The sequence below is a fragment of the Dyadobacter psychrotolerans genome (assembly GCF_004349265.1).
Lineage (GTDB): Bacteria > Bacteroidota > Bacteroidia > Cytophagales > Spirosomataceae > Dyadobacter > Dyadobacter psychrotolerans.
Genome location: NZ_SMFL01000007.1, coordinates 217,013 through 242,444 on the forward strand (window position 1 = coordinate 217,013; position 25,432 = coordinate 242,444).

Below are 25,432 nucleotides of genomic sequence, written 5' to 3' on the forward strand. Positions count from 1 at the left end.
GTTTGGGTGTCGATTGATATTTATCCTAAAACTTGTTCAACTACCTTTAAGTGCCCATTAAACCGGAGAGTCGGCCATATTTATTCAGGAAGAATCATATGTTCATTTAATTGGCTTGTTCGTGTTCAGTGAACAAGCGGAAATAATGAACAAAATAAATATTTAAAATTTGGCTGAAAGATTATTCTCAAAGCCAAGCAGGTTAGGTGAAGGCGTAAGGACTCATCAAAATTTCAAAGAAACCTGAGTAGGATCAGCGACATTTTACATCGGAAAATTTACGTATCAATAAGCTTAGTAAAGTTTATCAACGAAATTTTAAAAATGTTTTGCGAAATGAAAGTGCGTCATCCGATTTCATTGCTACTATGCTAATCAACAAATTTGTATTGCACATTGTATTGCACATAAAAGAAAAAGGACTTAGCGAATTTCGCTAAGTCCTTGATTTTCAAGTGGGCCCACCTGGAATCGAACCAGGCACCTACTGATTATGAGTCAGTTGCTCTAACCGAATGAGCTATAGGCCCGAAACAGCTAACAGCTAAACCAGCTGTTTGGAGTGCAAAATTACTAAATCCAAACAAATCTCCAAATCATATTGATAAGAATAAGTTCTTTTCTCCGTTGGTAGTTTATTATTTTTGCAAAAAAAAGAGTTTTGAATAAACGAAAAATCATCAATGATCCTGTTTACGGGTTCATTACCCTATCTTCCGATCTGCTTTTTGATTTGGTGGAACATCCTTATTTTCAGCGGTTGAGAAGAATCAAACAGCTTGGCCTTGCAGATGTGGTTTATCCGGGAGCGCTGCATACCCGTTTTCATCATGCTTTGGGTGCAATGCATCTGATGAGCCTGGCTCTTAAATCTTTACAGGAAAAAGGACATCTCATCTGGGAGCCGGAACTGGAAGCTGCCCAGGCCGCTATTTTACTGCATGACCTTGGTCACGGACCATTTTCTCATGTGCTCGAAAGCGTGCTGATGCCCGGCGTAGCGCATGAGTCTGTTACGCTGGTGATGATGAAAGACCTCAACCGGCAGATGGATGGACGGCTGGAGATGGCCATTCAGATGTTTGAAGGCACTTATCCGCGTAAGTTTTTTCACCAGATGATATCCAGTCAGCTGGATATGGACCGGATGGATTACTTGAAGAGGGACAGTTTTTATACCGGAGTAATTGAGGGTTCGATCGGTGCTGACAGGCTTATTAAAATGCTTGATCTGAGCGGTGATACGCTGGTAGTAGAAGAAAAGGGATTGCTGAGCATTGAGAATTTTCTGCACGCGAGGCGGCTGATGTACTGGCAGGTTTATCTTCATAAAACTTTGCTGAGTGCGCAGGCCATGCTCACGTTGCTTCTTCAAAGAGCCCGCACATTGTCACAGCAAGGTGAAGAATTATTCGCGACACCTGACTTTTCGAGGTTTTTGAAGAATACGTTTTCTCTAATTGATTTTAAAGTACAGTCTGATCTCCTAGGATCATTCAACGGGCTTGATGATAATGATGTTTGGGCATCAGTAAAGGGCTGGACTGTTCATAAAGATCCCGTTCTTGCTACGCTCAGTAAAATGCTTCTTGACAGAAATTTATTCAAAATAACCTTCATGGACTCACCTCCTGATGATATGGTTTTGGATCCTTTGCGTCAGCAGCTGGCAGAATCGGGAATTTCGCCGGAAGAGATGCCATATTTTTTAATTACCGGCGAAACAACCAATTGGGCATATGAAAAGGAACAGGATCCGATTCAGGTCAAAATGAAAGATGGTTCATTGCTTGATATTGCCGACGCTTCCGACATTCCGACTATCGACGCCCTGACCAAGATTGTACGTAAGTATTATGTATGTTGGGGTAAAAATGTATCTTTGCGTGGTTAGTCAGGACGTAAATTCGTTTCTGATAAAAAAAGAGCCTTTTTTGTAAAATAGCTTTAATAACGTCCAACTACAATACCAGAAATTAGCCGAAAAATATGAAATTTACTGTCAGCGAGATTGCACAAATGCTTGATGGAATTATTGTTGGTGATGAGAAAGTTACAATTGATTCGGCTGCGAAAATTGAAGAGGGAAGGCCCGGTTGTATCTCTTTTCTTGCCAACAGTAAGTACGAATCCTATATATATACCACACAGTCTTCGGCAGTAATTGTTAATCGCGACTTCACTCCCAAAAAAGATATTGCTGCTACTTTAATCTATGTAGACAACGCCTATTCTGCTTTTACGATTCTTTTGGAAGAATATCAGAAACGGATTGCTAATATAAAGCAGGGAGTTGAACAGCCCAGTTTTATAGGGGACAATAGCACAGTTGGCGTCAATGGTTACAGAGGCGCTTTTTCTTACATCGGTAAAAATTGTAAAATTGGCGATAGAGTCAAAATATATCCAGGAGCTTATTTAGGTGATAATGTAATCCTTGGTAATGACTGCTGCATCCATCCCGGAGTCCGGATCTATGACAATACCGTGATTGGCAATAATTGTAATGTTTTTGCAAATACGGTAATCGGCAGTGATGGTTTTGGCTTTGCTCCGCAGCCTGACGGGTCCTATAAAACGATTCCACAACTTGGAAATGTCGTTTTGGAAGATGATGTCAGCATCGGCGCGAATACCACGATTGACTGTGCAACAATGGGTTCTACCATTATCCGCAAAGGTGCCAAGGTGGATAATCTTGTTCAGATAGCGCACAATGTGGAGGTGGGAAGTAATACCGTAATTGCAGCTCAATCGGGTGTTTCGGGTTCCACACAGATTGGCGAGCGTTGTGTTATTGCAGGTCAGGTTGGTATTGTCGGACATATTTTTATCGCCAACAATACTAAAATCGGAGCACAGAGCGGTTTGGGTAAATCCATTAAAAAAGAAGGGCTTTCGCTTTCGGGTTCGCCTGCAAGAGATCTTAATGAGCATTTGCGTACGATGGCCGCAACCCGCCGTCTTCCCGAAATGGAACAGCGTCTTAAAGAACTTGAACTTAAACGGGAGACGTCGGTAATTCAGGAAAGAGATTGATTTGAAATAATTTATAACAAAGGCAAATTAGCTGCTACAATTTGCATAAGCAACCCCCGTCGCCTTTAAGCAGATAAGGAGAATATAATGAACGAAAAACAACAAACCATTTCCAAATCAGTATCCGTAACAGGAGTAGGTTTACACACAGGAGTCGTTGCCACGATGACCTTCGTGCCTGCTGCTGCCAACCATGGATACAAGTTTCAGCGTGTTGATTTACCAGATCAGCCAATTGTAGATGCCGACGTTGACAATGTTGTTGATTTGTCGCGCGGAACAACGATTGAACAAAACGGAGCACGTATTCATACAGTTGAACATACACTTGCCGCGTTGGTTGGCTTACAAATTGACAACGTTTTGATCCAGCTGGATGGCCCTGAGCCACCAATTATGGATGGAAGCTCTATCAATTTTGTTGATGCGCTACTGGACGCAGGAATTGAGGAACAAAATGCTTATCGAAATTATTTTGAAGTTCCTGAATATGTTCATTATAAAAATGCGGAGACAGAACTGGTAGCCTTGCCGCTTTCTGATTATCGTCTGACGGTGATGGTTGACTACAATTCTACCGTAATCAGCAGTCAGCATGCTTCATTAAATGATATTACCTTATTTAAGGATGATATAGCAAAATGCCGGACGTTCGTGTTTTTGCATGAACTGGAAGCACTTTATAAACAAAACCTGATTAAGGGCGGAGATGTAACCAACGCCATCGTGATTGTAGATCGTGATGTGAGGGATGGTGAACTGGATCATTTGTCACAGTTGCTTAACAAGCCAAAAGTTAGCGTTGATAAATCTAAGGGGATACTTAATAATGTAGACTTGCATTATCCTAATGAAATGGCACGCCACAAGCTGCTGGATCTGATAGGAGACCTGGCATTGATCGGACGCCCCATTAAAGCACAGATTTTAGCAGCACGCCCCGGACATGCAGCCAATGTAGCGCTTGCTAAAAAAATCAAGAAACTGATTAAATCCGGCAAAGGAAACATCCCTCAGTACGATCCGAACAAAGCACCAATATTTGATATTAAACAAATCGGTGAGTTATTAGCACATCGTTATCCGTTTCAAATGATCGATAAAATCATTGCTTTGGATGAAAACAGCGTTGTAGGTGTGAAGAATGTAACGATTAACGAACAGTTTTTTCTGGGTCATTTTCCTGGTAATCCGGTTATGCCCGGGGTTTTACAGCTCGAAGCTATGGCACAGACAGGTGGCATTCTGGTACTGACAAGCGTGCCAGATCCCGACAATTACTGGTCTTATCTGATTGGTATTGATGCATGCCGTTTCCGTCGCAGTGTGGTTCCCGGCGATACCGTTATATTTAAATGCGAATTTACCTCTCCAATGAAAAGAGGTATTGTGAAAATGAGCGGCCGCGGATACGTCGCGGGTCAGCTAGTATGTGAAGCAGATATGATCGCAAGCCTGGTAAAGAAAAAATGACAGATTCGTTAGCATATATTCATTCTGATGCGAAGATCGGCCAGAATGTAGAAATTGAGCCTTTTGCCATGATCCATAAGGATGTGGAAATTGGAGAAGGTACGTGGATTGGTTCACATGCCGTAATTAATTCAGGAGCCCGTATTGGGAAAAACTGCCGCATTTATCCGGGCGCTGTTATTTCAGCAACGCCTCAGGATTTGAAATACAACAATGAATATACTTTAACCGTAATTGGAGACAATACGACCATTCGCGAATACGCGACCATCAGCCGCGGTACAGAGGAGCATTGGAAAACCGTTGTTGGGTCCGACTGCCTGATTATGGCATACGCACACATCGCACACGATTGCCGTGTAGGTAACAATTGCATCATTGGTAACAATGTGCAAATGGCAGGGCATGTTCATGTTGGTGAATGGGCGATTGTAAGTGCGTTAAGTGCTGTTCATCAGTTTGTTAAAATTGGGTCGCACTCTTTTGTTTCGGGTGCGTCGCTTGTTCGTAAAGATGTTCCGCCATTTACCAAAGCTGCAAGAGAACCTATTTCTTACGCCGGTATAAACTCTGTCGGACTAAGAAGAAGAGGTTTTAGCAACGAAAAAATTGTTGAAATTCAGAACATTTACCGCTACATCTATATGCGCGGACTTAATAATGCGGAAGCTTTACAGAAAATTGAACTTGAATTACCTCCGTCTAACGAAAGAGATGTGATCATTAATTTTATCCGTAACTCGGAAAGAGGAATTATGAAGAGTCCGTTCCAGGCCAACGGAACAGGAGAATCGGAAGCTCAGCCTTAATAATAAAGATTTTTTTTTATAAGATAAACCCGCTTTTAAAAGAGGCGGGTTTTATTTTTCTGTTACAACAACAAGTTGATCTCCTTCACGAATGGTCCCGAAAGTTTTGGCAACCACATCCTGGCCAAACATGATCTTCTTTTCCTGTCTTCTGTAAGTTGCCAATGTTTTCAAAGGTTCGTGCCCCTTCACGCCTGTTATGGGATTGATCGTCGTCAGGACACATCGCGCACAGGGCTTGACAATCTCGAAATCGAGGTCTCCGATTTGTATTTTTTTCCAGTTATCTTCTGCATGAGGCGGGACACCATCAACCACCAGGTTTGGCCTGAAACGTTTCATTTCAACTGTTTCTGCAAGTTTTTTATTTAAAAAATCCAGAGAACCCTGTGAAATAATGAGAAAAGGGAATCCGTCTGCAAAACTTACATTTTCATCGTCAGTAGCATATTTTGGATCCGCTTTCCGTTCCGACCAGGACGGCATAAATACCAGCCTGACTTTTCTCTCCAGCTGCCGGCTCAGCCATTCATCCACTTCATCACATACCGTAACTGCCGTCACATAATCATCCCAAACTTTTACGTTCATTTCCTCGGCACTAACCGGTTCAAAAGGAACGATAATATATTCCTGGTTTGTCCGCTGAATTAAGCGTAATCCTTCAGAAGTCATTTCAACATCAATAAAAGCCATTTTGGTCACAAGACGCTGCGTCAGGAAGATTCCGGCTTCATCAACAACCATCCAGCGACGGTCATACTTCAAACCTTTTTCCTTTACTTCTGATTCTTTTAATCGTATGCCGCCTAATGATTTGACGGGGTAAATCCATATTTCTGAAAGTATCATATTTTTTGAAGTGTTGTTTTCAACTGATTCTACCTATTTTTTTACGGGCTGATCTTTATAATATTTTGTAAATCCACTTTTCAAATTCATTACAATGGATAGAGAACTGCTTCCAAAACCCGGTGTATACTGAGCTCTGCCGTAACTTATTTCAAATTTTTTAACTCTTAACCATGCACCAAACGAAAATCCTGCCAGAGCGCCCCGGTCGGTAAGGCGAAGTTCCTGTCTTCTTAAATGGTCGTATCCTAAAAGTACCCGGAAGTTTTGATGAATTAAGATTTCAGCACCTAATGAAAGATGTCGTCCAAGTTTTTCAGCCAAGCCAACTTTTCTTGGTATTTTATTTCCATTGGTATCGTAAGTAAAGAACAGATTCGGATCATTGTAAACCATGTCAAACCTGTTGAGATGATGTGCGGTGGCTGAAAACCGGATGGGCATGTAGAGTGGTTTAAAAGTTACGCCGGCCCGGATGTCCAAAGGCAGAACAGGATCGGATATTCCTGAAAAATTCTGTTTTAAAAAGCCCAGGTTTTTTAAAACAAAACCAATTGTTAAATCTTCTCTGGGATGCCTGAAAACGCCTCCCCAGTCCATTGCCAGTCCCCAGACCGTATAAGATTCAATGGAAGAACCCACGAGTTTTGCTGTTCCTCCCAAAGTAAATGCACCGATTGTATGCCCATAACCAGCCGAAAGACCATAATCTGCAGCCCGGAACTCACCGATTACATTTCCAATATCATCCGTTTCCTGCATGGTACCATAGTTGAGGTACTGCAAACCAACTGCCCAGGTCCCTCCGGTTCGTTTCAGCCCTTTGCTGTATGCAAGGCTTATAAATTTGGTATCAGCCAGATAAGGCATCAGGTTTATGGAAACATTATCGGCCATATTGGAATCCAGGAGAGCAGGGCTTTGCAGGAAAAGGGCGGGGTCATGGCCGGATGTTGTGAAGTGATTGTTTCCAAGTGCAGTGCTTTTGGCTTGTGCAGGTAATTGTAAAAAGTCAAGTTTGTTTCTCCCGCCGGCAGACTGCGCCATGATCACGCTGCTCGTTACAATGAGTAACAAGGTTAAAACAAGAAAGCACAATCCGGCGCGCCTCATTATAATACAATAATTTCCTGAATCAATAAAAATGACGCTATATTTATCATCTGTTCAAAAACAAATGTAACTATATCGTCTGTAATACATGGAACCAGTATCTTCTGCGGCTTCAAAAAAAGAAATTTTAGATAAAAAAAATGCCGAGGCTGCACTTGGAGGTGGAGAAAAGCGGATTGCAGCGCAACATGCAAAAGGAAAACTGACTGCCAGGGAGCGGATTGAGGTACTGGTTGACAAAGGTTCGTTTGAAGAAATAGGGAAATTTGTAATGCACCGCAGCAGGGATTTTGGTTTGGATAAAGAGCATTATCTTGGCGATGGCGTGGTAACAGGTTATGGCCAGATCAATGGCCGGCTTACCTACATCTATGCTCAGGATTTTACTGTGTTTGGCGGTTCGCTATCGGAAACTCATGCCGAAAAAATAATCCGGATTATGGATCTGGCGATGAAAAACGGTGCGCCGGTTGTCGGGCTTAATGATTCCGGAGGTGCCCGTATTCAGGAAGGAGTGCTTTCGCTTGCCGGTTATGCTGATATTTTTTACAAAAATACGCTGGCGTCCGGCGTTGTGCCACAAATTTCGGCGGTAATGGGCCCCTGCGCGGGCGGAGCGGTATATTCACCTGCCATCACTGATTTTATTTTAATGGTTGAAAACACCAGCTACATGTTTGTAACCGGGCCAAATGTGGTGAAAACCGTTACGCATGAAGATGTTACTTCCGAGGAATTAGGCGGTGCGATGACCCACGCAACCAAGTCGGGTGTTACGCATTTCGTTTCTCCTAATGAAGTAGAATGTTTGCTGGTAATTAAAAAGCTACTAAGTTATATTCCCCAAAATTGCGAGGACGATGCGCCAAGGCTTTCCTATCAGGAGACCAATGAAACGCGGCCCGTTTTATCCAATATCATTCCTGAAAGCCCAAATCAGCCGTATGATATCCGTGAAGTGATTTCAGAAATTGCCGATTCAGATAGTTTTTTTGAAGTACATACCCATTTTGCAGAAAATATTGTTGTCGGTTTTGCGAGGCTGGCCGGTAGGAGTATAGGTATTGTTGCTAATCAGCCAGCTGTTCTGGCGGGTGTTTTGGATATCAACGCAAGTCAGAAGGCAGCGAGATTTGTCCGCTTTTGTGACTGTTTTAATATTCCTTTACTGGTTCTTGAAGATGTTCCCGGTTTCCTGCCGGGTACCGACCAGGAGTGGAACGGGATCATTACCAATGGCGCTAAGCTGCTTTATGCGTTTTGCGAGGCGACCGTTCCGCGAATCACAGTCATTACCCGAAAAGCCTATGGCGGAGCTTATGATGTAATGAATTCCAAGCACATTGGTGCCGATATGAATTTTGCCTGGCCAACTGCCGAAATTGCGGTGATGGGTGCAAGTGGTGCAGCGGAGATTATATTCAAAAAAGAAATAGCCGAAGCAGAGGATCCGGCTGCTAAATTGCAGGAAAAGGTAGAGGAATACACCAGGAAGTTCGCCAACCCTTTTCGTGCAGCGCACCGGGGTTATGTGGATGAGGTAATTTATCCGGAACAAACCCGGGAAAAACTTATCCGCGCCTTTGCTATGCTGGAAAATAAGGTAGCCACATTGCCAAAGAAAAAACACGGCAACATTCCATTGTAATAGATATAAAAAAGCACACCACATCACTGCCGTGCTTTTGTCATTTAGGCAAATCGGTATCCCGGATTTTGTGCCAGTTTTACGGGGATAAAAAAGGCTGGTTTTTTGATGATAAAAGCCAGTGTTCTTTCAATAGGTTTGTCGATCCCAGCACTTTTACCTGCAAGTGCATAATCTTGGGTGTAACCCTATGACATTCCTGCGCAAATTTTCCGGAATTGATAAGACTCATCACAAACGTGTGAAAACGACTGGATTTGAAACAGGTATTTTCCGGCTGACTATAGGGCCAGAAGCCTGTAGTGGCCTTAGGCTGTGAATTAAAAAGAGTTATGAAGTAGGGTCGTGAAGGAAAAACTAGTCGCTGATTAAGTAGAAGTGAAATAAAATTGATATTACATCACCAGACGTTGCTACATTATAAATATTGTCCTAATTTCATGGCTACTTTTTAAAATTTTTAAATTTCCTAAACATCCCCTTAATCAATGAAAGAAAAGGAAGGCTCTTCAGCGTCCAGACGAAACTTTATCAAAGGTTCTCTGGCAACGCTGGCCACATTTTCAATTGTTCCCCGTCATGTGTTGGGTAAAGGCTTTATAGCCCCCAGCGACCAGTTAACAAAAGCAATCGTCGGCGTGGGCTCAATGGGTCGCGGCCATATCCCTTACGCAGGAACGAAGGTTGTTGCGCTTTGTGATGTAGATAAAAAACACCTTGAGACAGCAGTTGGCATGGTAGATAAAGGCGTTAAAACCTTTTCAGACTATCGCGAACTGATCCAGCTTCCTGAGATTGATATCGTTCACGTCGCAACACCTCCGCATTGGCATGGTATCATTGCCGCTGATGCTGCCCGGGCAGGTAAAGATGTGTGGTGTGAAAAACCGATGACCAGAACAATCGGTGAAGGAAAACGTTTGATTGAGGCTGTTCAGCAGCACGGGCGCGTGTTTCGTCTGAATACCTGGTTCCGTTTTCAGGATAATTTTTATGGTATGAAAACAACCGTAAAACCAATTAAAAAATTGGTTCAGAGTGGATTACTTGGCTGGCCTTTGAAAGTTACCGTGAGCAAGCATACCGGGTTTGACTGGAAATTTTACTGGGTAGGAAAAACCAATAACGCACCTGAAACCATTCCGGCTGAGCTGGATTATGAAATGTGGCTTGGACCTGCTCCGTACAAACCGTACAGCGCGCACCGTGTACATCAGACTTTCCGTGGTTACTGGGATTACGATGGAGGAGGACTCGGTGATATGGGACAGCACTATATCGACCCTATTCAATACTTCCTCGGTAAGGATGATACAAGTCCGGTAAGTGTTGAGATCGACGCGCCCCAGCAACATACAGAAGCCGTTGGTACCTGGCGCCGGATTACTTATACCTATGCCGATGGTTGCCAGATTGTTTTGGATGGTGAGGCGAAAGATGAAAAAGTAGCCTATATAGAGGGGCCGAAAGGAAAGTTGTATCCTGATTTTAAATCGGATATTCCTGATCTCGAAAAGAAACTGGCTGCGTTTCCTGACCCTGAACCACAGGTTACTGACTTTGTTGATGCGGTTAAAAACAGGAAGAAATTTGCTTTAAATGAAGAAAACGGACATCGGTCATGTACCATTGTGAATATGGGGCTCATTGCGCTGCGCCTTGGCCGTTCATTGAAATTTGACCCGGACAAGCAGGAATTTATTGATGATGAAGGTGCCAACCGCCTGATTGATCAGCCTATGCGCGGTCCGTGGACCATGTAATGTTCGATTCTGAATTAAACCCGTTTTCAATTTTAAAGCTAATTGCTGATCGCACCTTGCTTTCGGCTGAATGATATGAAAAAGCACTTATTTTCGATACTGGCTCTTTGTCTGATAATGTCCCAGACAATGGCTCAATTGGATAAAAACAGGACGTTGACAACAAAAATTGCTGATTTGCTGGCGCAGGTCCCTGCTGAGAATGCAGCGGGAATGAAAAAAAATATGGAAGAACTTGCCGAACTCGGAAAGCCCGGAATCGTGCAGATTGCTTCGATGATGACGGCACCGGGAAAAGGAGATAACTCCAAAATCCAATATGCACTTGGCGGTTTTACCTATTCCGCAACACAAAGCGGAAAAGAAGTCTGGCGTAAAATGGCAGCGGAGGCTTACGGCGAAGCTTTGTCAAAAGTAAACGATCCTGATAGTAAAAACTTTCTGATCTACCAGCTTCAGACAGTCGGCAAAGACGAATCAGTTGATGTTTTGAAATCGTATTTGACAGATGAAAGGTTGTCGGGCCCCGCTTCAAGGGCGTTGGCACGTATCGCAACACCTGCATCGGGAGCTGCTTTGCTTCAGGCTTTGAATACTGCAAAAGGAGGAAGCCAGCTTTCTATCATAGAAGCACTTGGTGAAAGCAGATACAAGGAAGCCGCTTCTGCGATTGAGAAAACGGCTGTAAGCCCGGACTTAAATCTGCGCAAGGTAAGTTTATTTGCACTCTCTGAAATCGGATCACCATCTTCCGAAAGTATACTGGCAGCGGCTGCACAAAAAACGTTGTACCGTTATGACGAAGCTGATGCTACGGCAGTTTATGTAAAATATCTGGCGCGACTTGTTCAAACCGGTAATGCTGCGATAGGAGAAAAAGCGGCTTTGGAACTGATCAAAAATACACCTGCTACTGAACGAACACCTACCCGTTCATCGGCTCTGAAAGTTTACTCAGATAGCAAAAAACGTGAAAGCGTTCCTGTATTGGTTAAAGCTCTGGAAAGTACTGATCCGCAATATCGTGCTGCTGCATTGAAACTGGGCCAGAAATATACGATGGCAAATGGAACTGCTTCCTGGCTCGCCGCTTATAAAAAAGCAAAACCTGAGGTACAGGCGGAAATTATAACCATGCTGGGACGGGCAGAATCGAAGGACGCTTTACCTACTGTTTTAAAAGCACTGTCATCAAAAGATTCGCGTGTTAAACTGGCTGCTATCTGGGCGTCGGGTAAGATTGGTGAAGAAAACAGTGTCGCCAGCTTAATTCCGGTATTGAAAACGGGTAATGCACAGGAAATACAGGCAGTGAAAAGTACATTGCTGACAATGAAAGGAAACGGTGTGGTGGATAAGATTGCTGCAGCGCTTCCTTCATTACCTGCTTCGGCTCAACCTGCGGTAATTGATGTACTTGCTGCCAGAGGAGCCAGTTCAAAAATTGCCGTGGTAAGTGCATTGCTGAAAAGTACAAATCCAGAAGTGAAAAATTCAGCTTTTAATGCATTGAAATCTCTTGCAACTGCAAAGGATTTGCCTCAGCTGTTTACCCGTCTGAATGCCGTTAACAGCGCTGACGAAGTTTCGGCAGTTCAAAAAGCGATCAGCGCCGGTATTAAAGGCTTGGGTGCCGCTTCTGCACAGACTGATTTAGTTCTTAAGCAAATCAGCTCATCTCCGGCTGATAAACAGTCCAATTACCTTGCGGTTTTAGCAAGTATCGGTGGAAAAAAAGCTTTGGCTTCTGTTGTAAAATCCTTCAATACGGGTGATGCAGCGACGAAAAAAGCAGCAATTGGTGCTTTGTCAAACTGGTCGGATGCAAGTGCTGCAAGCGAGTTGCTTGCGATTGCAGGAAAAACTGCTGATGCGGAAGAATTGAATTCGGCTTTAACAGGCTATGTTTCTGCAATATCCAAATCGCAAAAAACGCCTGCGATTAAGGTTATCATGCTTCGTGACGCTATGGTCATGGCTAAAACGGATTCGCAGAAAGAGGCTATTTTGAAAGAACTTGTTAGGTACAAAACATTTAACGCTTTACTTTTTGCAGGAAAGTATCTGGATGAACCGGGCGTACAGCAAGCCGCGGCTCAGGCCGTTATGGGAATTGCCCTGGCAAATAAGAACTTTTACAGTGCTGAAATCCGGTCTTTACTTGCGAAAACAGCTTCTGTTTTAAAAGGTCAGGACTCGGACTACCAGAAGGAATCAATCCGCAGGCATTTATCAGAACTTCCTGCAGGGGAAGGCTTTGTTGCGTTATTTAACGGAAAGGATCTTTCCGGCTGGAAAGGATTGGTTGAAAACCCAATTGCACGCAGTAAAATGAGCGCGGATACCTTAGCTGCCAAACAGAAAAAAGCGGATGAAGTAGCCAAAGCCGGCTGGTTTGTAAAAGATGGGGAACTGGTATTTTCAGGACATGGTGATAACCTTTGTACTGTAAAACAATACGGAGATTTTGAAATGTATGTAGACTGGAAAATCCTGAAAAACGGGGATGCCGGAATTTATCTTCGCGGTACGCCTCAGGTTCAGATCTGGGATACTTCCAGAGTAGATGTTGGCGCACAGGTTGGTTCTGGTGGTTTGTATAACAATAGCAAAAATCCAAGTAAGCCAAGAAAACTTGCCGATAACGCAATTGGTGACTGGAATACGTTCCATATCACCATGATCGGCGACCGTGTTTCTGTTGATCTGAATGGTGAAAATGTGGTTGATAATGTAATTTTGGAAAATTACTGGGACCGCAAATTGCCAATCTTTGTAAAGGAACAACTGGAACTTCAGGCGCATGGCAATCAGATCAATTACCGTGATGTTTATGTCCGTGAAATTCCTCAGGCAGAAGCATTTGTTTTGCCGGAAGCTGAAAAAAAGAATGGATTTAAAGTCCTTTTTGATGGTACGAACATGCACGAATGGATTGGAAACACCCAGGATTATTTTATTGAAAATGGAGAAATGGTCGTAGATCCTAAGCGCGGGGGTAACGGAAATTTATATACAAAAAATGAATACAGCGATTTCGATTTTCGCTTTGAATTTCAGTTAACACCAGGGGCAAACAACGGATTGGGTATCCGCACGCCATTAGAAGGCGATGCGGCTTATGTGGGAACTGAAATTCAGATTCTTGATAATGATGCGTCGATATATAAGGACTTGAAAGAATATCAGTATCATGGCTCGGCTTATGGAATCATTCCTGCCAAACGCGGCTTTTTGAAACCGCTTGGTGAATGGAATTATGAAGAAGTGCGGGTTCAGGGATCTAAAATAAAGGTGACCTTAAATGGAACTGTAATTCTGGATGGAGATCTTGCAGAAGCAAGTAAAAATGGAACAGCAGATCATAAATCACATCCGGGCCTAAGCAGATCAAAAGGATATCTGGGATTCCTGGGACATGGTTCTCCTTTGAAGTTCAGAAATATCAGGATTAAGGATTTAACTGAAACTGTTGAAGCTGCACCGCCTGCTCCAGCTAAAAAATCGAAGAAGAGGAAATAGAGTCATTTGTTTTAATTCAATATGCCCGGTCAGATCGTTTCTGGCCGGGCTTATTAATTTAAAACAGTTTTATATTCCAAAATAAAGTATAAATTTGTATTGAATTAAGTATGATATTGGTCTATGGAAAAGATCCTGAAAACGGCGGATAAAAGAAAGTCATATTCTTTGGATGAAAAGATGGTTGCAGCTCAGGTATCAGATGCACCTGCTCCCGTCTACCTGGGAGGGAGAGGTAATTATTTGCCGTTCCATACATCCAAGCCGCAAAGCAAAATGACCGCTTTTGAAAAAATTGGTCTTATTCGCGATGGAATAAGCAAAAAAGATTTCGAAGGCTTTAAACAAAAAGCAGGTCTGGATTATGACCAGTTGGCCGCTACACTTTCTGTTGCACGTGCAACGCTGATCAATAAAAAAGGTACTGAGAAATTTAATCAGACTTTGAGTGAAAAAATTGTAAGCCTGGCGGATATCTATGCTTACGGTTACGAGGTGTTTGAGGATACAGAGCGTTTTAACAACTGGATCTTTCGGCCTAATCAGGCGCTCGGCGGGCTGCCTCCTTTTGATTTTCTTGATAATCAATATGGAAGGGAAGAAGTAAAAGATCTGATTGGTCGTATTGACTATGGTGTTTATTCATAATTCCCGTCTGATGTATCATCAGAATTTCTTCATTTATTAATGCTTGTTTACAGAATAGGACGGACAAAATTTGCAGAGGATCTCACAGGCGAGGGTGCAAGGCTAAACGGCGGACGCTGGAATCATAAGTTAATTCCCTGCATTTATACATCCGAAAGCCGGGCCTTGGCTTTGCTGGAATACACTGCCAATGTGAATATTGAAGATATTCCAAGGGCATTGAGTGTATCTGTTTTTGAAATTCCTGATAACGAAATTTTTGAAATACCCTTATCCGGGCTTCCAGGAGACTGGGCGTTGTCACCAGCTCCTTCATCTGCCAAAGAATTGGGTTCTGCGTTGCTGGCTACACATTTAGTCGTTAAAGTTCCTTCGGCAATTGTGGCAGATGAATTTAATTACCTGTTAAATCCAAGGCATCCAAAGAGCTCAGCACTGAAAATTCTGAGTATCAGGGATTTTGTTTATGATGTAAGACTGAAGTTGAAATAATTACAGAAAATGGTCTCAATGCATTACAGGCATATATTTTTTACGGCTTTGATAGTATAATAAACCATAATAGATGCTTTCCCCTTTGTAAGGCATATAATCCATAACGATATGAAAAGTAAACACTTATTTTTAACAGCGGCTTTAACGACTTTTTCAGTAATGTACGCAACGGCGCAGCATTCATTGCAGCGTATTTGGGAAACCGAAGCTTCTCTGCCCATACCAGAATCCGTTTTGTACAATGCACAGGATAAATTACTTTATGTTGCTCAGATTGATGGCAAAGCGGGTGAAAAGGATGGAAAGGGTGGAATCGCGAAAGTTGCTCTTGACGGAAAGGTTATTGCGAAAGACTGGGTTACCGGTCTGAGTGCGCCGAAAGGAATGGGTAAAATCGGAAATAAACTTTATGTAGCAGATGTAACGGAAGTTGTTGAAATAGACATAAAAAACGGTAAAATCTTGAAAAAGTATGAGGTCGAAGGTGCTAAATTTTTGAACGATCTAACAATAGATTCAAAAGGTAATATTTATGTTTCCGATTCAGATACCCATAAAGTTCATTTAATTAAGGATGGAAAAGTTTCGACTTACTATGAAGAACTAACCCGTCCGAACGGCCTGCTTGCGGTAGGTTCTGATTTATTAATTGCTGACAGCGGAGCACTAAAGAGGCTGGGTACCGATAAGAAAATTACAACTATTGCGGAAGGGATGGACAAAAGCACGGACGGAATCGAACAGGTCAAGCCGGGTGAATATATCGTTACAAGCTGGGCCGGGATGGTTTATTATGTAACCGACAAAGGCGCTGAGAAATTACTTGATACAAGTGCAGATAAAATCAATTCTGCCGACATTGGCTACGATGCCATTAAAAAAATCGTGTATGTTCCGACATTCATGAAGAATAGTGTGGTAGCATATCAGTTAAAATAAATATATTTATAACTTAATCAATCAAAAAAAAACAGGCATTTCTATGGACATTTTTGTTGGGAGTCTTTCTTTTAAGTTGAAGGAAAGCGAGTTGCGTGAAGCTTTTGAAAAATTTGGTGAAGTGAGCTCCGCAAAAATTATTATTGACAAAATTACACGTCAAAGCAAAGGATTTGGGTTTGTAGAAATGCCTGATGAAGAGCAGGCCAAACTTGCTATAAGTGAATTGAATGGAGTTGAAATGTATGGAAGGCCTTTGGTTGTAAATGAATCGCAGAAAAAAGAATCGAGACCGGCGGATAGCAGCAGACCACGCACTGATGCACCAAGAACTTTTAACAGAGACAAGCCAAGTGGCGGAGGTGGATACAGCGGCGGCGGATATGGTGGCGGCAGTGGAGGTGGATATGGTGGAGGAAGCGGATATGGCGGAAAACCAAAGTCGGATTATGACAAAGACAGATTCGGAGGCCGTGGTGGTGATTACAAAAAAGGCGGGGGATCAAAAAGAGGAGATAGCCGCGACCGGGATGACTGGTAACAACAAATTAGCTGGTAGCTTTTAGTTGACGGCTGTTAGTTTTATAAACAGGTATATCATTAAAAAAGAGGTTCTGAAACAGTTTCAGAACCTCTTTTAGTTATGAGAAAACCTTGTTTACTTCTTAAAGATAAAATACACTGCCAATACCAGAAAGACAAAACCGATTAAATGATTCAACCTGAATGTTTCTGTTTTAAAAAACAATAAGGTAAACAAAGTGAAAATTACCAGCGTAATTACTTCCTGGATTACTTTCAACTGCACGAGAGAGAATGGACCGCCATTTTCATTAAAGCCAATTCTGTTGGCCGGAACCTGGAAACAGTACTCAAAAAGAGCAATTCCCCAGCTGATCAGAATGATGGAAAACAATCCTAATTTACTAAACCAGGCAAGCTCCTTAAACTTTAAATGACCATACCATGCCAATGTCATAAAGGCATTTGAAAGGATTAGCAGACCAATGGTCCAAAGTGATTTCATTCTGCGGTAGCTCTTACTTTATTATCTTTAAAGAAAAGCACAAACAAAATAAGTACTACTGCTGCGATCCCTGCCGGAACCATCCAGATGGCTGTCCAGTTTTTTACACCGTTGACGGTATTCATATCAGCAACCATACCTGCGATCCAGGAACCTATTCCCTGCCCAATACCAAGTGTGGCCAGTGTTATTAAACCCTGTGCAGATGAACGGTATTTTTCTCCTGCTTTGCTATCTGTGTAAATCTGGCCTGTTACAAAGAAGAAATCATAACACACACCGTGCAGGATGATAGCGATGTAAAGCAGCCATTCGTTTTCTATAGTTCCGTAACCAAAAGCCATAAAACGTATGATCCATGCAATCAGGCCAACGATTAATATCCATTTTACGCCAAATCGCCTGAATGCAAACGGAATAAGTAACATAAAAACGAATTCCGAGGCTTGGCCCAGTGACATTTTATTTTCAACGTTTGTCATGCCGGCATCTGTCAGTGACGGATTTGCCATAGCGTAGTAAAATGACAAAGGAATGCAGATCAATAAGGAGGAGAAAAAGAAAATAGCAAAAGACCTGTCTTTAAATAATTTAAATGCATCTAGTCCCAGAATATCTGAAAATGAAGTGCTTGTACTCGGTTTTGGTGGCGTGCTTGGTAAAAAGAATGAATATACCCCCAGAATGGCAGCTGCGAACATGGATAGCCTGAAAATTGTCACACTGTCACCAAACCCATAATATCCAATAATGTTTGAAACCACAATCCACGCCACTGTGCCCATTACACGAATTGGCGGGAAGTCTTTTTCCGAATCTTTCACATGTTGCATGGCAATAGATGTGGTGAGAGCCATTGTGGGAGCAAAAGTGATACAATAGGCCAGTATCACCCAAAAGAAAGTATCAGGATCAGTTACACCTGTTATAACATAAAGCAAGGCAGCACCTACAAGACTAAATACGCCCAGCACTTTTTGTGCTGCGAAATAACGGTCGGCAATCATCCCTACGAAAAATGGTGCGATGATCATCGCAATCGAAAAAGCTGCATATGCATTACCAACCTGAGCTCCGGTTGCTCCAAGCGTGGTAAACATATATTTACTCATCTGGCCATACCAGGATCCCCAAATAAAATACAGGAGAAACATCATGGCCATTAATTGAAAACGTGTCGTATTCTTCATTTAATGGGAATAGGTTAATAAAAAAAATCTAATTTACTCCGTATTTTGGATTGAGCACTCCTTCTTTTCCTGATCTTAATTCTTTCTTCTATTTCTTAATAATTTTCTGAAATTCATTCAATTTCAAAAGGGCTTCTATCGGAGAAAGTGTATTTACATCCACGAGGGTCAGTTTTTCCTTCAATTCTTCAAGTCTCGGATCAGCGGGTTCGAAGATGCTGAGCTGGAAGTTGTTTTTCGGAATTTCTTTTACACGTTTTTTGTGCGCTTCCGTTACATGGTCTTTTTCCAGATGGTGCATGATTTCACTTGCACGCAAAACGATAGGCTGCGGCATCCCGGCAATCTGTGCAACATGAATACCAAAGCTGTGTGCGCTTCCACCGGGTTTAAGCTTACGGAGAAAAATAACTTTGTTGTCAACCTCCTTTACGGCAACATTGAAGTTTTTGATGCGGGGAAAGTCGTCTGCCAGCTGATTTAATTCATGATAATGCGTGGCAAACAAGGTTTTCGGTCGATATTCAGGCTGGCTGTGAAGATATTCCGTAATTGCCCATGCTATGGAAACGCCATCATAAGTACTTGTTCCACGGCCAATTTCATCCATCAAAACCAGGCTTCGGTCGCTCAGGTTATTAAGAATGCTCGCCGTTTCCGTCATTTCTACCATGAAAGTACTTTCTCCACGGCTTAAATTATCGCTCGCTCCAACCCGTGTGAAAATCTTGTCGACCAGTCCTATCGATGCCGCCTTGGCAGGAACATAACTTCCCATCTGCGCCATGAGCACAATCAGCGCTGTCTGCCGCAGCAGAGCCGACTTACCTGCCATGTTGGGTCCGGTTATGATAATGATCTGTTGTGTGGTATCGTCAAGATAAAGATCATTGGGTACATAGGTTTCACCCAGCGGTAACTGCTGTTCTATTACAGCATGGCGGCCATCTTTAATATCCAGCTCTTTGCCTTCGGTAATGACCGGTTTTACATAATTGTTTTTCCGGGCGATTGTGGCAAATGAACCAAGCGCATCCAGAGTAGAAATAACAAGGGCATTCTGCTGTATTGTTCCCACATACTCCGCCGCAGTTAGCATCAATTCACTGAAAATGCGGAATTCGATCGTTGAGATTTTATCTTCCGCATTCAGGATTTTTTCCTCGTATTCTTTTAACTCAGGCGTTATGTAACGCTCGGCGTTCACCAGTGTTTGTTTCCGGATCCAATCTGCCGGAACCTTGTTCTGATGTGCATGGGTTACTTCCAGGTAGTAACCAAAAACACGGTTATAGGCAATCTTTAAGGACCCGATTCCGGTGCGTTCAATTTCCCTGTTCTGTAATTTTAGTAAATAGTCTTTTCCCTCGTAAGAAATTGCATGCAATTCGTCAAGATCAGAATCTACTCCGCTTTTGATCATACGTCCCTGGTTGGAAAGAACCGGCGCATCGTCACGTAATTTGGTTTCAATTTCGTCAATTAGGAAACTGCATGGATTTAGCTGATCAGCATATTTGTTGAGAACAGCATAGGCCGAACCTGACGTTTTTCCTGCTTTTACTTTTTTTTCTTCCTGAACAAGTCCTGCCAATAACTCTTTAATTGGTCCGATTTGTTTCAGCGATTTTTTTAGCTGAACAAGCTCACGTGGATTTATTCTTCTGACTGCAACCTTGGAAATCAACCGTTCCAGATCTCCGATGTGTTTCAGATATTGGGTGACGGCATCATGGAAATCTTCGTGATTAAGATAATGTTCAACCGTGTTCAGCCGCTCTTCGATTGGTAGTTTTTCTTTTAAGGGTAAAACAACCCATTTTCTTAGTAGCCGGGCACCCATAGGCGTAACAGTCTGATCCAGAATCTGTATCAGAGGTACGCCGCCTTCCTGCTGAGGAAATACCAGTTCGAGATTTCTTACTGTAAACCGGTCAAGCCAAACATATTTTTCTTCTTCCAGACGGGTTACACGACTGATGTGACTAACTTCCTTGTGTTCTGTTTCACGCAGGTAATGCAGGATAACACCGGCAGCGATGATGCCCATCGGCAGGTTTTCAATTCCAAAACCTTTTAATGTCGCTGTCTGAAAATGTGTGATCAGCTGATCATATCCATAGTCATATCCAAAGCACCAGTCTTCCAGCTGAAAAGTGTGATATTTTCCGCCAAATAGCTGATTAAATTCCTGTTTATGTTTTTTACAAAAAAGTACCTCTGCCGGACTAAAACCCTGCAGCATTTTATCCACATAAGCGGCATTGCCCTGTGAAGTCATAAACTCACCGGTAGAAATATCCAAAAAGGCAACGCCATAAACGTCGTCATCACCAACATGAACCGCTGCCAGATAATTATTTCTTCTAACGTCAAGCACATTGTCGTTCAGAGAAACACCGGGCGTAACCAGTTCTGTAACACCACGTTTAACAATTCCTTTGGCAGTAGCCGGATCTTCAAGCTGGTCGCAAATCGCTACACGCTCTCCGGCACGAACCAGTTTTGGGAGATAATTATCAAGGGAATGGTGTGGAAATCCGGCAAGCTCTTCATGTGATCCGCCATTGTTACGCCGGGTAAGTACAATTCCGAGAATCTTGGAGGCGCGTATGGCATCTTCGCCAAATGTTTCGTAGAAATCGCCAACGCGAAATAGCAGCAGCGCACCGGGATACTTGGCCTTAATCTGATTATATTGTTTGTTAAGCGGGGTTTCCTTACGTTCCTTTGCCAAGTATTTTTAAGTTAAAGGTTACTGTGCCACAACAAGATAAAGCTGTGATACGGTGGGACTGAATCAAAAATTGAAACAGGTCAGTTACAAAATTAACCCTTCTATCCGGTTTGTCAAGGTTGCCGGAATGTTTTCGTAAGGTGTGCGTAATACATAGGGTAGTCTATATGGACATAGACAGGTTTCACTATACGGATGTCTTTTTCAATTTGAAGACAGCATCGGCCATTAATATACAGATACAATGTTTGACAAAGCCTGGACGAGAAGCCTTTAAGGATGGGACTATTGCCTTAATCAACACGGTGGACTGATTAAGAGCGTGTTTGGGAATTGAGAAGAGTGGAGATCGTACCAGCTTTGCAGTAACCAAACGTTAAAGAGTTGATTAACATTAAGAAGTTTCGAACCTGATGATGTTGAGGACCCTAACAAGAGGATTGGTCAGGTGTAGAGCAATATCCGATATCGAGTGCAGGCTAAGATCGGATAGAATGAATTACAATTTGTATGTGATCGTAAACTTAGTAGAAAAGGATATGATACAGGAAATGAAATCAGAATAATTTATATATGTAACCAGCCGGTAAGAAGTGGCTCAGATATGTTGGAATTTTATTTTATGTAAGGTTCTATCAAAAATTTAAATAGAACCTTACATAAAATAATTTATTTAGATGAAATATTAGACTTTTTGTTGAGTTTTACCAGGATAATATCTCCGGTTACTCCTACGAATATTGACAATAAAATAGAAGCCCAAAATCCAAAATCATGCGGATCAAAGCTACCCCAACTCATAATCGCCATAAATGGTTATGGAAAGGACCATAAGTTTTGCCTTACATGAGTGCTGTTCCTGAAACTACTGATAAAGACGTTTAACTTCCTCTCCCTTAATTTCCCATACAGAACCGGGCTGATTTTGTTCCGGATAATTGGCAAGTGAGATATCGCCAATTGCCCATCTGGCGAGCCTTAATGTAGGGAAATTTACGGCAGCTGTCATTTTTCTAACCTGCCGGTTTTTTCCTTCATGCAAAATAATGGCAACCCAGGAAGTGGGAATATTTTTTCGGAAACGAATTGGCGGATTTCTTTCTGGAAGTGCCGGCTCATCAAGTGGAACCGCCTGTGCAGGAAGTGTACGGTAAGTTTTACCGTTGATGGAAATATTCACACCAGAGGCCAATTCCTTACATGCTTCGCTGGTAATTGAACCTTCAACCTGAACATAATAGGTTCTCTTATGTTTGTTCCGCGGTTCGAGCAGTTTTGTTTTTAAAAAATTATCATTGGTAAGCAGCAGAAGACCTTCGCTATCGGCATCCAGTCTGCCCACGGGATAAACATCTTTGGGAAATTCGAAATCAAGGTCGGCAAGTGTTGCATGATCGCCTTCGCGTGTAAATTGCGAAAGCATGCCAAATGGTTTGTAAATGAGGAAGTACCGAAACAAGTTAATAAGAGTAATGGCTTTTCAACAGCCGTGTGTTAATTTGATCAGGATATACAATCGGAAAGAAACATAGTAAGTTATTCTATCTCCAGCCAAACCGGGCAATGATCAGAGTGCACGGCATCATTATATTGCCTGCTTGCCACGATGCGGTCTTTGATGGTATCGGCAACGGAAATATAATCGATACGCCAGCCTTTATTGTTGGCACGTGCGCCGGAGCGGTAAGTCCACCAGGAGTATTCTTTCAAATCAGGGTTTTTAAACCGGAATGCATCCGTATAACCGTTGCCAAACCATTGGGTCATCCATGCTCTTTCCTCAGGCAGAAAACCGGAAGACTTTTTGTTTCTGACCGGATCATGAATGTCGTTTTCAGTATGTGCAATGTTATAATCACCGCAGATAATCAGGTTGGGACGCTCTTTACGTAACTCATTAACCCATTGATAAAAATCTGCCAAAAAACTCATTTTTACACCCTGGCGAATTTCTCCGCTGGTGCCGGAAGGAAAGTAGCAGTTCAGTAAAGTAATATCACCAAAGTCTGCACGAAGGATTCGGCCTTCGATATCGTAAACAGGGAGATTGGCGCCAATTGAAACAAAATCCGGTTTAATTTTCGAAAAGATTGCCACGCCGCTGTATCCTTTTTTCTCAGCCGCATGCCAGCCTATCAGTTCGTAACCAAGTTGTTCAAAGCCTGAAAGATCCACAACATCAGGTGTTGCTTTTACTTCCTGAAAACAGAGAACGTCAAAGTCTTTATCACTGAGCCATTCCAGCAAACCGTTACGGATTGCGGCGCGGATACCGTTTAAATTATAGGTAAGAATTTGCATGAAACAGAATGATGATCAGTATAAAAATATTTTTTTACCGGTAAATTTAGATTCCCACTGACCAGAATTTTCACCTTTTTCTGACATCATCCAAAGTTCATATTTGCCAGCCGGAAGTTTGGTGCGGAAAAGTGTATATTGATATAAGCGATCGTAGTAGTTTTTTGTTTTTACAAAAGCTGAAAACGAATTTGGCTTTGGAAGTGCGGGTAAGAGAAGCGTATATTTTTCTGACACCAGAACAAAGTATGACGGTTTAACGCCATTTTGTTCTCCGGCCAGAAAATGGATCGATTTTGGCGGAATTACCTGTTCATTTTCACGAAATTCAATTTGAACATCCACTTTACCCTTATACTTTTCACGTCGGTTTTCTGTCTGTTTTAAAACCTGCTGATGCGGTGGAAAAAGATCAGATTCGTACAAATTGCTGAGACCGTTCTTCTCAACCAGAGTCACCAATTCTTTCATCCGCGTAGGATGGTTCCAGAAAGGTATATCACCGAAATGAATACCTGTTGTAAGAAAAGTAGCAAAATTCTTGTAGTAAAATCCATCCAGTGAAAGTTCTTCGTACTGCTTCCGCATTTGAGGAAGTGACATGAAATAACTCAGGCCGTTCATTACCAGAAAAAACATCATGCCGATAAAGGCAATTGATATACGTGCTGTTTTAAATGTTTTGGCAAGAATAATCATGGCAACATACATGGTTGCTATGATGACGACGCCAAAAATCATGTAACGTCTGGAAAAAATGCTTCCGCCAAACATCAGATAGTTACTGAGCGGCCGGCTGACCACGAACATGCAGCCCGTACCCATGACAAACATAAACGCTCCCAGCAAATACCAGTAAGTCCATTGTAGCTTTGGCAGGATAATGATCCGCAGAAACCAGACAAAAAATACAACGCTGATCATTGCCCCAAGCAAGACACAAAGAATCATGTCCTTATAAAACGAGGTAGCAGAAGGGTGGGGAATATCCAGGTACATTCCGTTTCCAAAAAAACCAAGAACGTAAATGGTGTTAAAAATCGGATGTTTCCAGGGTTTTTCGCCGTTGGTCGGGATGAAATAATAATCGAATAGGAAATAGAATGCAATGATACCAGCAGCGAATGCCAGCCACTGAAAAAGCAGTCTGTATTCTTTTTGTAAAAACAGAATTATTACTCCTATGATCCACGCCAGCATTCCGCTTCCGCTGACAAAGGTGACGGTAATGGCAGCCAAAAGACCAATAATCCAGCCTTTGCGATCCTGCCTGCTTAGCCCATAGGCAGACAAAAAAGCGAAAAATATGAGCGGTGTATTTTGAATGGCAGCAATTCCCCAGAACGCGTTTTCATAATAAACGAGATTGAAAAGAATATAAGGAACCGGGATAAAATAATACCAGGAAATCTGCTCTTTTTTGAAGGTTGCGAAAAACAGGTATAGGATGCCGAGCATAAACAAATTACCCAGAAAGATCTGTAATTTGATATTAATCGTGCCCGTAATAAACACCATAATGAGCATCACTATGCGCTCAAAAGCAAAACGATGCTGATTTACCTGTTCAAAAAGGATTTCGATTGATTTTACAAAATCAGTTTCCTTTCTGAAATTGGCAATTGTTTCTAAAAGATTGTAGTCGTCTGTAAAGGGAATGTTGAGCGTGTGTGCCTCTAAGATCAGATAAAAGTAGATAATCGGGGTAAGGATAAGCCCCAAACCGATTGCCGGCCTGATCACCTCCGTTTTTTTTAACAAAAAGGTTACGCCAAAAAGAACAAGCAGGATTGATATCAACCCAAAATATTCGAATAAATAAGGATTATGAAGAAGAACGTTATCCAAATCGATGAGTTTAAATGGTCCGGCTTCT

General features: G+C 42.3%; 19 protein-coding genes and 1 tRNA gene. 11 read left to right on the plus strand and 9 right to left on the minus strand.

Annotation, left to right across the window (positions count from 1 at the left end; translation table 11 throughout):
- Positions 1-456: 456 nt before the first annotated feature.
- Positions 457-530: transfer RNA gene (locus E0F88_RS19900), tRNA-Ile, on the minus strand.
- 131 nt (positions 531-661) lie between these two features.
- Here E0F88_RS19900 and E0F88_RS19905 point away from each other — a divergent pair.
- The 4 genes from E0F88_RS19905 to lpxA all read left to right on the plus strand — a co-directional run bounded on the left by E0F88_RS19905 (position 662) and on the right by lpxA (position 5,321).
- The gene (locus E0F88_RS19905; protein WP_131960030.1) at positions 662-1,894 is read left to right on the plus strand and encodes an HD domain-containing protein; all 1,233 of its coding nucleotides are present in this window, start codon (positions 662-664) and stop codon (positions 1,892-1,894) included.
- A gap of 95 nt (positions 1,895-1,989) precedes the next feature.
- Entirely contained in the window at positions 1,990-3,039 is a 1,050-nt protein-coding gene (lpxD, locus tag E0F88_RS19910; RefSeq protein WP_131960031.1) for a UDP-3-O-(3-hydroxymyristoyl)glucosamine N-acyltransferase, read from the plus strand.
- Between the two features lie 87 nt (positions 3,040-3,126).
- Positions 3,127-4,512 (plus strand): bifunctional UDP-3-O-[3-hydroxymyristoyl] N-acetylglucosamine deacetylase/3-hydroxyacyl-ACP dehydratase, encoded by a 1,386-nt coding sequence (locus tag E0F88_RS19915; protein WP_131960032.1) that lies wholly within the window; start codon positions 3,127-3,129, stop codon positions 4,510-4,512.
- Positions 4,509-5,321 carry an acyl-ACP--UDP-N-acetylglucosamine O-acyltransferase gene (gene lpxA / locus E0F88_RS19920; RefSeq protein ID WP_131960033.1) on the plus strand — a complete coding sequence of 271 codons (813 nt, stop codon included), beginning with the start codon at positions 4,509-4,511 and terminating at the stop codon, positions 5,319-5,321. Before E0F88_RS19915 ends, lpxA begins: the two co-directional genes overlap by 4 nt.
- A gap of 51 nt (positions 5,322-5,372) precedes the next feature.
- On the opposite strand, the gene E0F88_RS19925 is transcribed toward lpxA, so the two are convergent.
- Together E0F88_RS19925 and porQ are read right to left on the minus strand one after the other, a co-directional pair.
- Positions 5,373-6,173 carry an MOSC domain-containing protein gene (locus E0F88_RS19925; RefSeq protein ID WP_131960034.1) on the minus strand — a complete coding sequence of 267 codons (801 nt, stop codon included), beginning with the start codon at positions 6,171-6,173 and terminating at the stop codon, positions 5,373-5,375.
- Between the two features lie 33 nt (positions 6,174-6,206).
- Complete coding sequence (gene porQ, locus E0F88_RS19930; protein WP_229213836.1) at positions 6,207-7,250, minus strand: type IX secretion system protein PorQ; 1,044 nt, start codon at positions 7,248-7,250, stop codon at positions 6,207-6,209.
- A gap of 124 nt (positions 7,251-7,374) precedes the next feature.
- Between porQ and E0F88_RS19935 the strand changes: the two genes are divergently transcribed.
- The 7 genes from E0F88_RS19935 to rbp all read left to right on the plus strand — a co-directional run bounded on the left by E0F88_RS19935 (position 7,375) and on the right by rbp (position 16,842).
- Positions 7,375-8,934: an acyl-CoA carboxylase subunit beta gene (locus tag E0F88_RS19935; RefSeq protein ID WP_131960036.1), complete on the plus strand. Its 1,560-nt coding sequence runs from the start codon at positions 7,375-7,377 to the stop codon at positions 8,932-8,934.
- Positions 8,935-9,422: 488 nt separating this feature from the next.
- Positions 9,423-10,697: a Gfo/Idh/MocA family oxidoreductase gene (locus E0F88_RS19940; RefSeq protein ID WP_131960037.1), complete on the plus strand. Its 1,275-nt coding sequence runs from the start codon at positions 9,423-9,425 to the stop codon at positions 10,695-10,697.
- A 75-nt stretch (positions 10,698-10,772) separates the two neighbouring features.
- Positions 10,773-14,219: a 3-keto-alpha-glucoside-1,2-lyase-like domain-containing protein gene (locus E0F88_RS19945; RefSeq protein WP_131960038.1), complete on the plus strand. Its 3,447-nt coding sequence runs from the start codon at positions 10,773-10,775 to the stop codon at positions 14,217-14,219.
- A gap of 123 nt (positions 14,220-14,342) precedes the next feature.
- Positions 14,343-14,867, plus strand: a complete 525-nt coding sequence (locus tag E0F88_RS19950) for an Xre family toxin-antitoxin system antitoxin (RefSeq protein ID WP_229213837.1) — start codon at positions 14,343-14,345, stop codon at positions 14,865-14,867.
- Between the two features lie 39 nt (positions 14,868-14,906).
- Positions 14,907-15,359, plus strand: a complete 453-nt coding sequence (locus E0F88_RS19955; protein WP_131960039.1) for an RES family NAD+ phosphorylase — start codon at positions 14,907-14,909, stop codon at positions 15,357-15,359.
- A 111-nt stretch (positions 15,360-15,470) separates the two neighbouring features.
- Positions 15,471-16,301, plus strand: a complete 831-nt coding sequence (locus E0F88_RS19960) for a strictosidine synthase family protein (RefSeq protein ID WP_131960040.1) — start codon at positions 15,471-15,473, stop codon at positions 16,299-16,301.
- A gap of 43 nt (positions 16,302-16,344) precedes the next feature.
- A complete protein-coding gene (gene rbp, locus E0F88_RS19965) occupies positions 16,345-16,842 on the plus strand; it encodes an RNA-binding regulator (RefSeq protein ID WP_131960041.1) in 498 nt (165 codons plus the stop codon).
- Between the two features lie 117 nt (positions 16,843-16,959).
- On the opposite strand, the gene E0F88_RS19970 is transcribed toward rbp, so the two are convergent.
- The 6 genes from E0F88_RS19970 to E0F88_RS19995 form a co-directional block, all read right to left on the minus strand.
- Complete coding sequence (locus E0F88_RS19970) at positions 16,960-17,328, minus strand: DMT family protein (protein WP_131960042.1); 369 nt, start codon at positions 17,326-17,328, stop codon at positions 16,960-16,962.
- Positions 17,325-18,518 carry a nucleoside permease gene (locus tag E0F88_RS19975; RefSeq protein WP_131960043.1) on the minus strand — a complete coding sequence of 398 codons (1,194 nt, stop codon included), beginning with the start codon at positions 18,516-18,518 and terminating at the stop codon, positions 17,325-17,327. Before E0F88_RS19975 ends, E0F88_RS19970 begins: the two co-directional genes overlap by 4 nt.
- A gap of 88 nt (positions 18,519-18,606) precedes the next feature.
- Positions 18,607-21,255 (minus strand): DNA mismatch repair protein MutS, encoded by a 2,649-nt coding sequence (mutS, locus tag E0F88_RS19980; protein ID WP_131960044.1) that lies wholly within the window; start codon positions 21,253-21,255, stop codon positions 18,607-18,609.
- An 865-nt stretch (positions 21,256-22,120) separates the two neighbouring features.
- Positions 22,121-22,714 carry a pseudouridine synthase gene (locus E0F88_RS19985; RefSeq protein ID WP_131960045.1) on the minus strand — a complete coding sequence of 198 codons (594 nt, stop codon included), beginning with the start codon at positions 22,712-22,714 and terminating at the stop codon, positions 22,121-22,123.
- A gap of 77 nt (positions 22,715-22,791) precedes the next feature.
- Positions 22,792-23,556 (minus strand): exodeoxyribonuclease III, encoded by a 765-nt coding sequence (locus tag E0F88_RS19990; protein WP_131960046.1) that lies wholly within the window; start codon positions 23,554-23,556, stop codon positions 22,792-22,794.
- 15 nt (positions 23,557-23,571) lie between these two features.
- Positions 23,572-25,404 carry a hypothetical protein gene (locus E0F88_RS19995; protein ID WP_229213839.1) on the minus strand — a complete coding sequence of 611 codons (1,833 nt, stop codon included), beginning with the start codon at positions 25,402-25,404 and terminating at the stop codon, positions 23,572-23,574.
- Positions 25,405-25,432 lie beyond the last annotated feature (28 nt).

What these genes read in the sequence shown, in the direction of transcription:
- lpxD (WP_131960031.1), top strand. Translation starts at nt 1,990, where the DNA reads ATGAAATTTACTGTCAGCGAGATTGCACAAATGCTTGATGGAATTATT.
- E0F88_RS19915 (WP_131960032.1), top strand. Translation starts at nt 3,127, where the DNA reads ATGAACGAAAAACAACAAACCATTTCCAAATCAGTATCCGTAACAGGA.
- lpxA (WP_131960033.1), top strand. Translation starts at nt 4,509, where the DNA reads ATGACAGATTCGTTAGCATATATTCATTCTGATGCGAAGATCGGCCAG.
- E0F88_RS19925 (WP_131960034.1), bottom strand. Translation starts at nt 6,173, where the DNA reads ATGATACTTTCAGAAATATGGATTTACCCCGTCAAATCATTAGGCGGC.
- E0F88_RS19935 (WP_131960036.1), top strand. Translation starts at nt 7,375, where the DNA reads ATGGAACCAGTATCTTCTGCGGCTTCAAAAAAAGAAATTTTAGATAAA.
- E0F88_RS19940 (WP_131960037.1), top strand. Translation starts at nt 9,423, where the DNA reads ATGAAAGAAAAGGAAGGCTCTTCAGCGTCCAGACGAAACTTTATCAAA.
- E0F88_RS19945 (WP_131960038.1), top strand. Translation starts at nt 10,773, where the DNA reads ATGAAAAAGCACTTATTTTCGATACTGGCTCTTTGTCTGATAATGTCC.
- E0F88_RS19950 (WP_229213837.1), top strand. Translation starts at nt 14,343, where the DNA reads ATGGAAAAGATCCTGAAAACGGCGGATAAAAGAAAGTCATATTCTTTG.
- E0F88_RS19955 (WP_131960039.1), top strand. Translation starts at nt 14,907, where the DNA reads ATGCTTGTTTACAGAATAGGACGGACAAAATTTGCAGAGGATCTCACA.
- E0F88_RS19960 (WP_131960040.1), top strand. Translation starts at nt 15,471, where the DNA reads ATGAAAAGTAAACACTTATTTTTAACAGCGGCTTTAACGACTTTTTCA.
- rbp (WP_131960041.1), top strand. Translation starts at nt 16,345, where the DNA reads ATGGACATTTTTGTTGGGAGTCTTTCTTTTAAGTTGAAGGAAAGCGAG.
- E0F88_RS19970 (WP_131960042.1), bottom strand. Translation starts at nt 17,328, where the DNA reads ATGAAATCACTTTGGACCATTGGTCTGCTAATCCTTTCAAATGCCTTT.
- E0F88_RS19975 (WP_131960043.1), bottom strand. Translation starts at nt 18,518, where the DNA reads ATGAAGAATACGACACGTTTTCAATTAATGGCCATGATGTTTCTCCTG.
- E0F88_RS19990 (WP_131960046.1), bottom strand. Translation starts at nt 23,556, where the DNA reads ATGCAAATTCTTACCTATAATTTAAACGGTATCCGCGCCGCAATCCGT.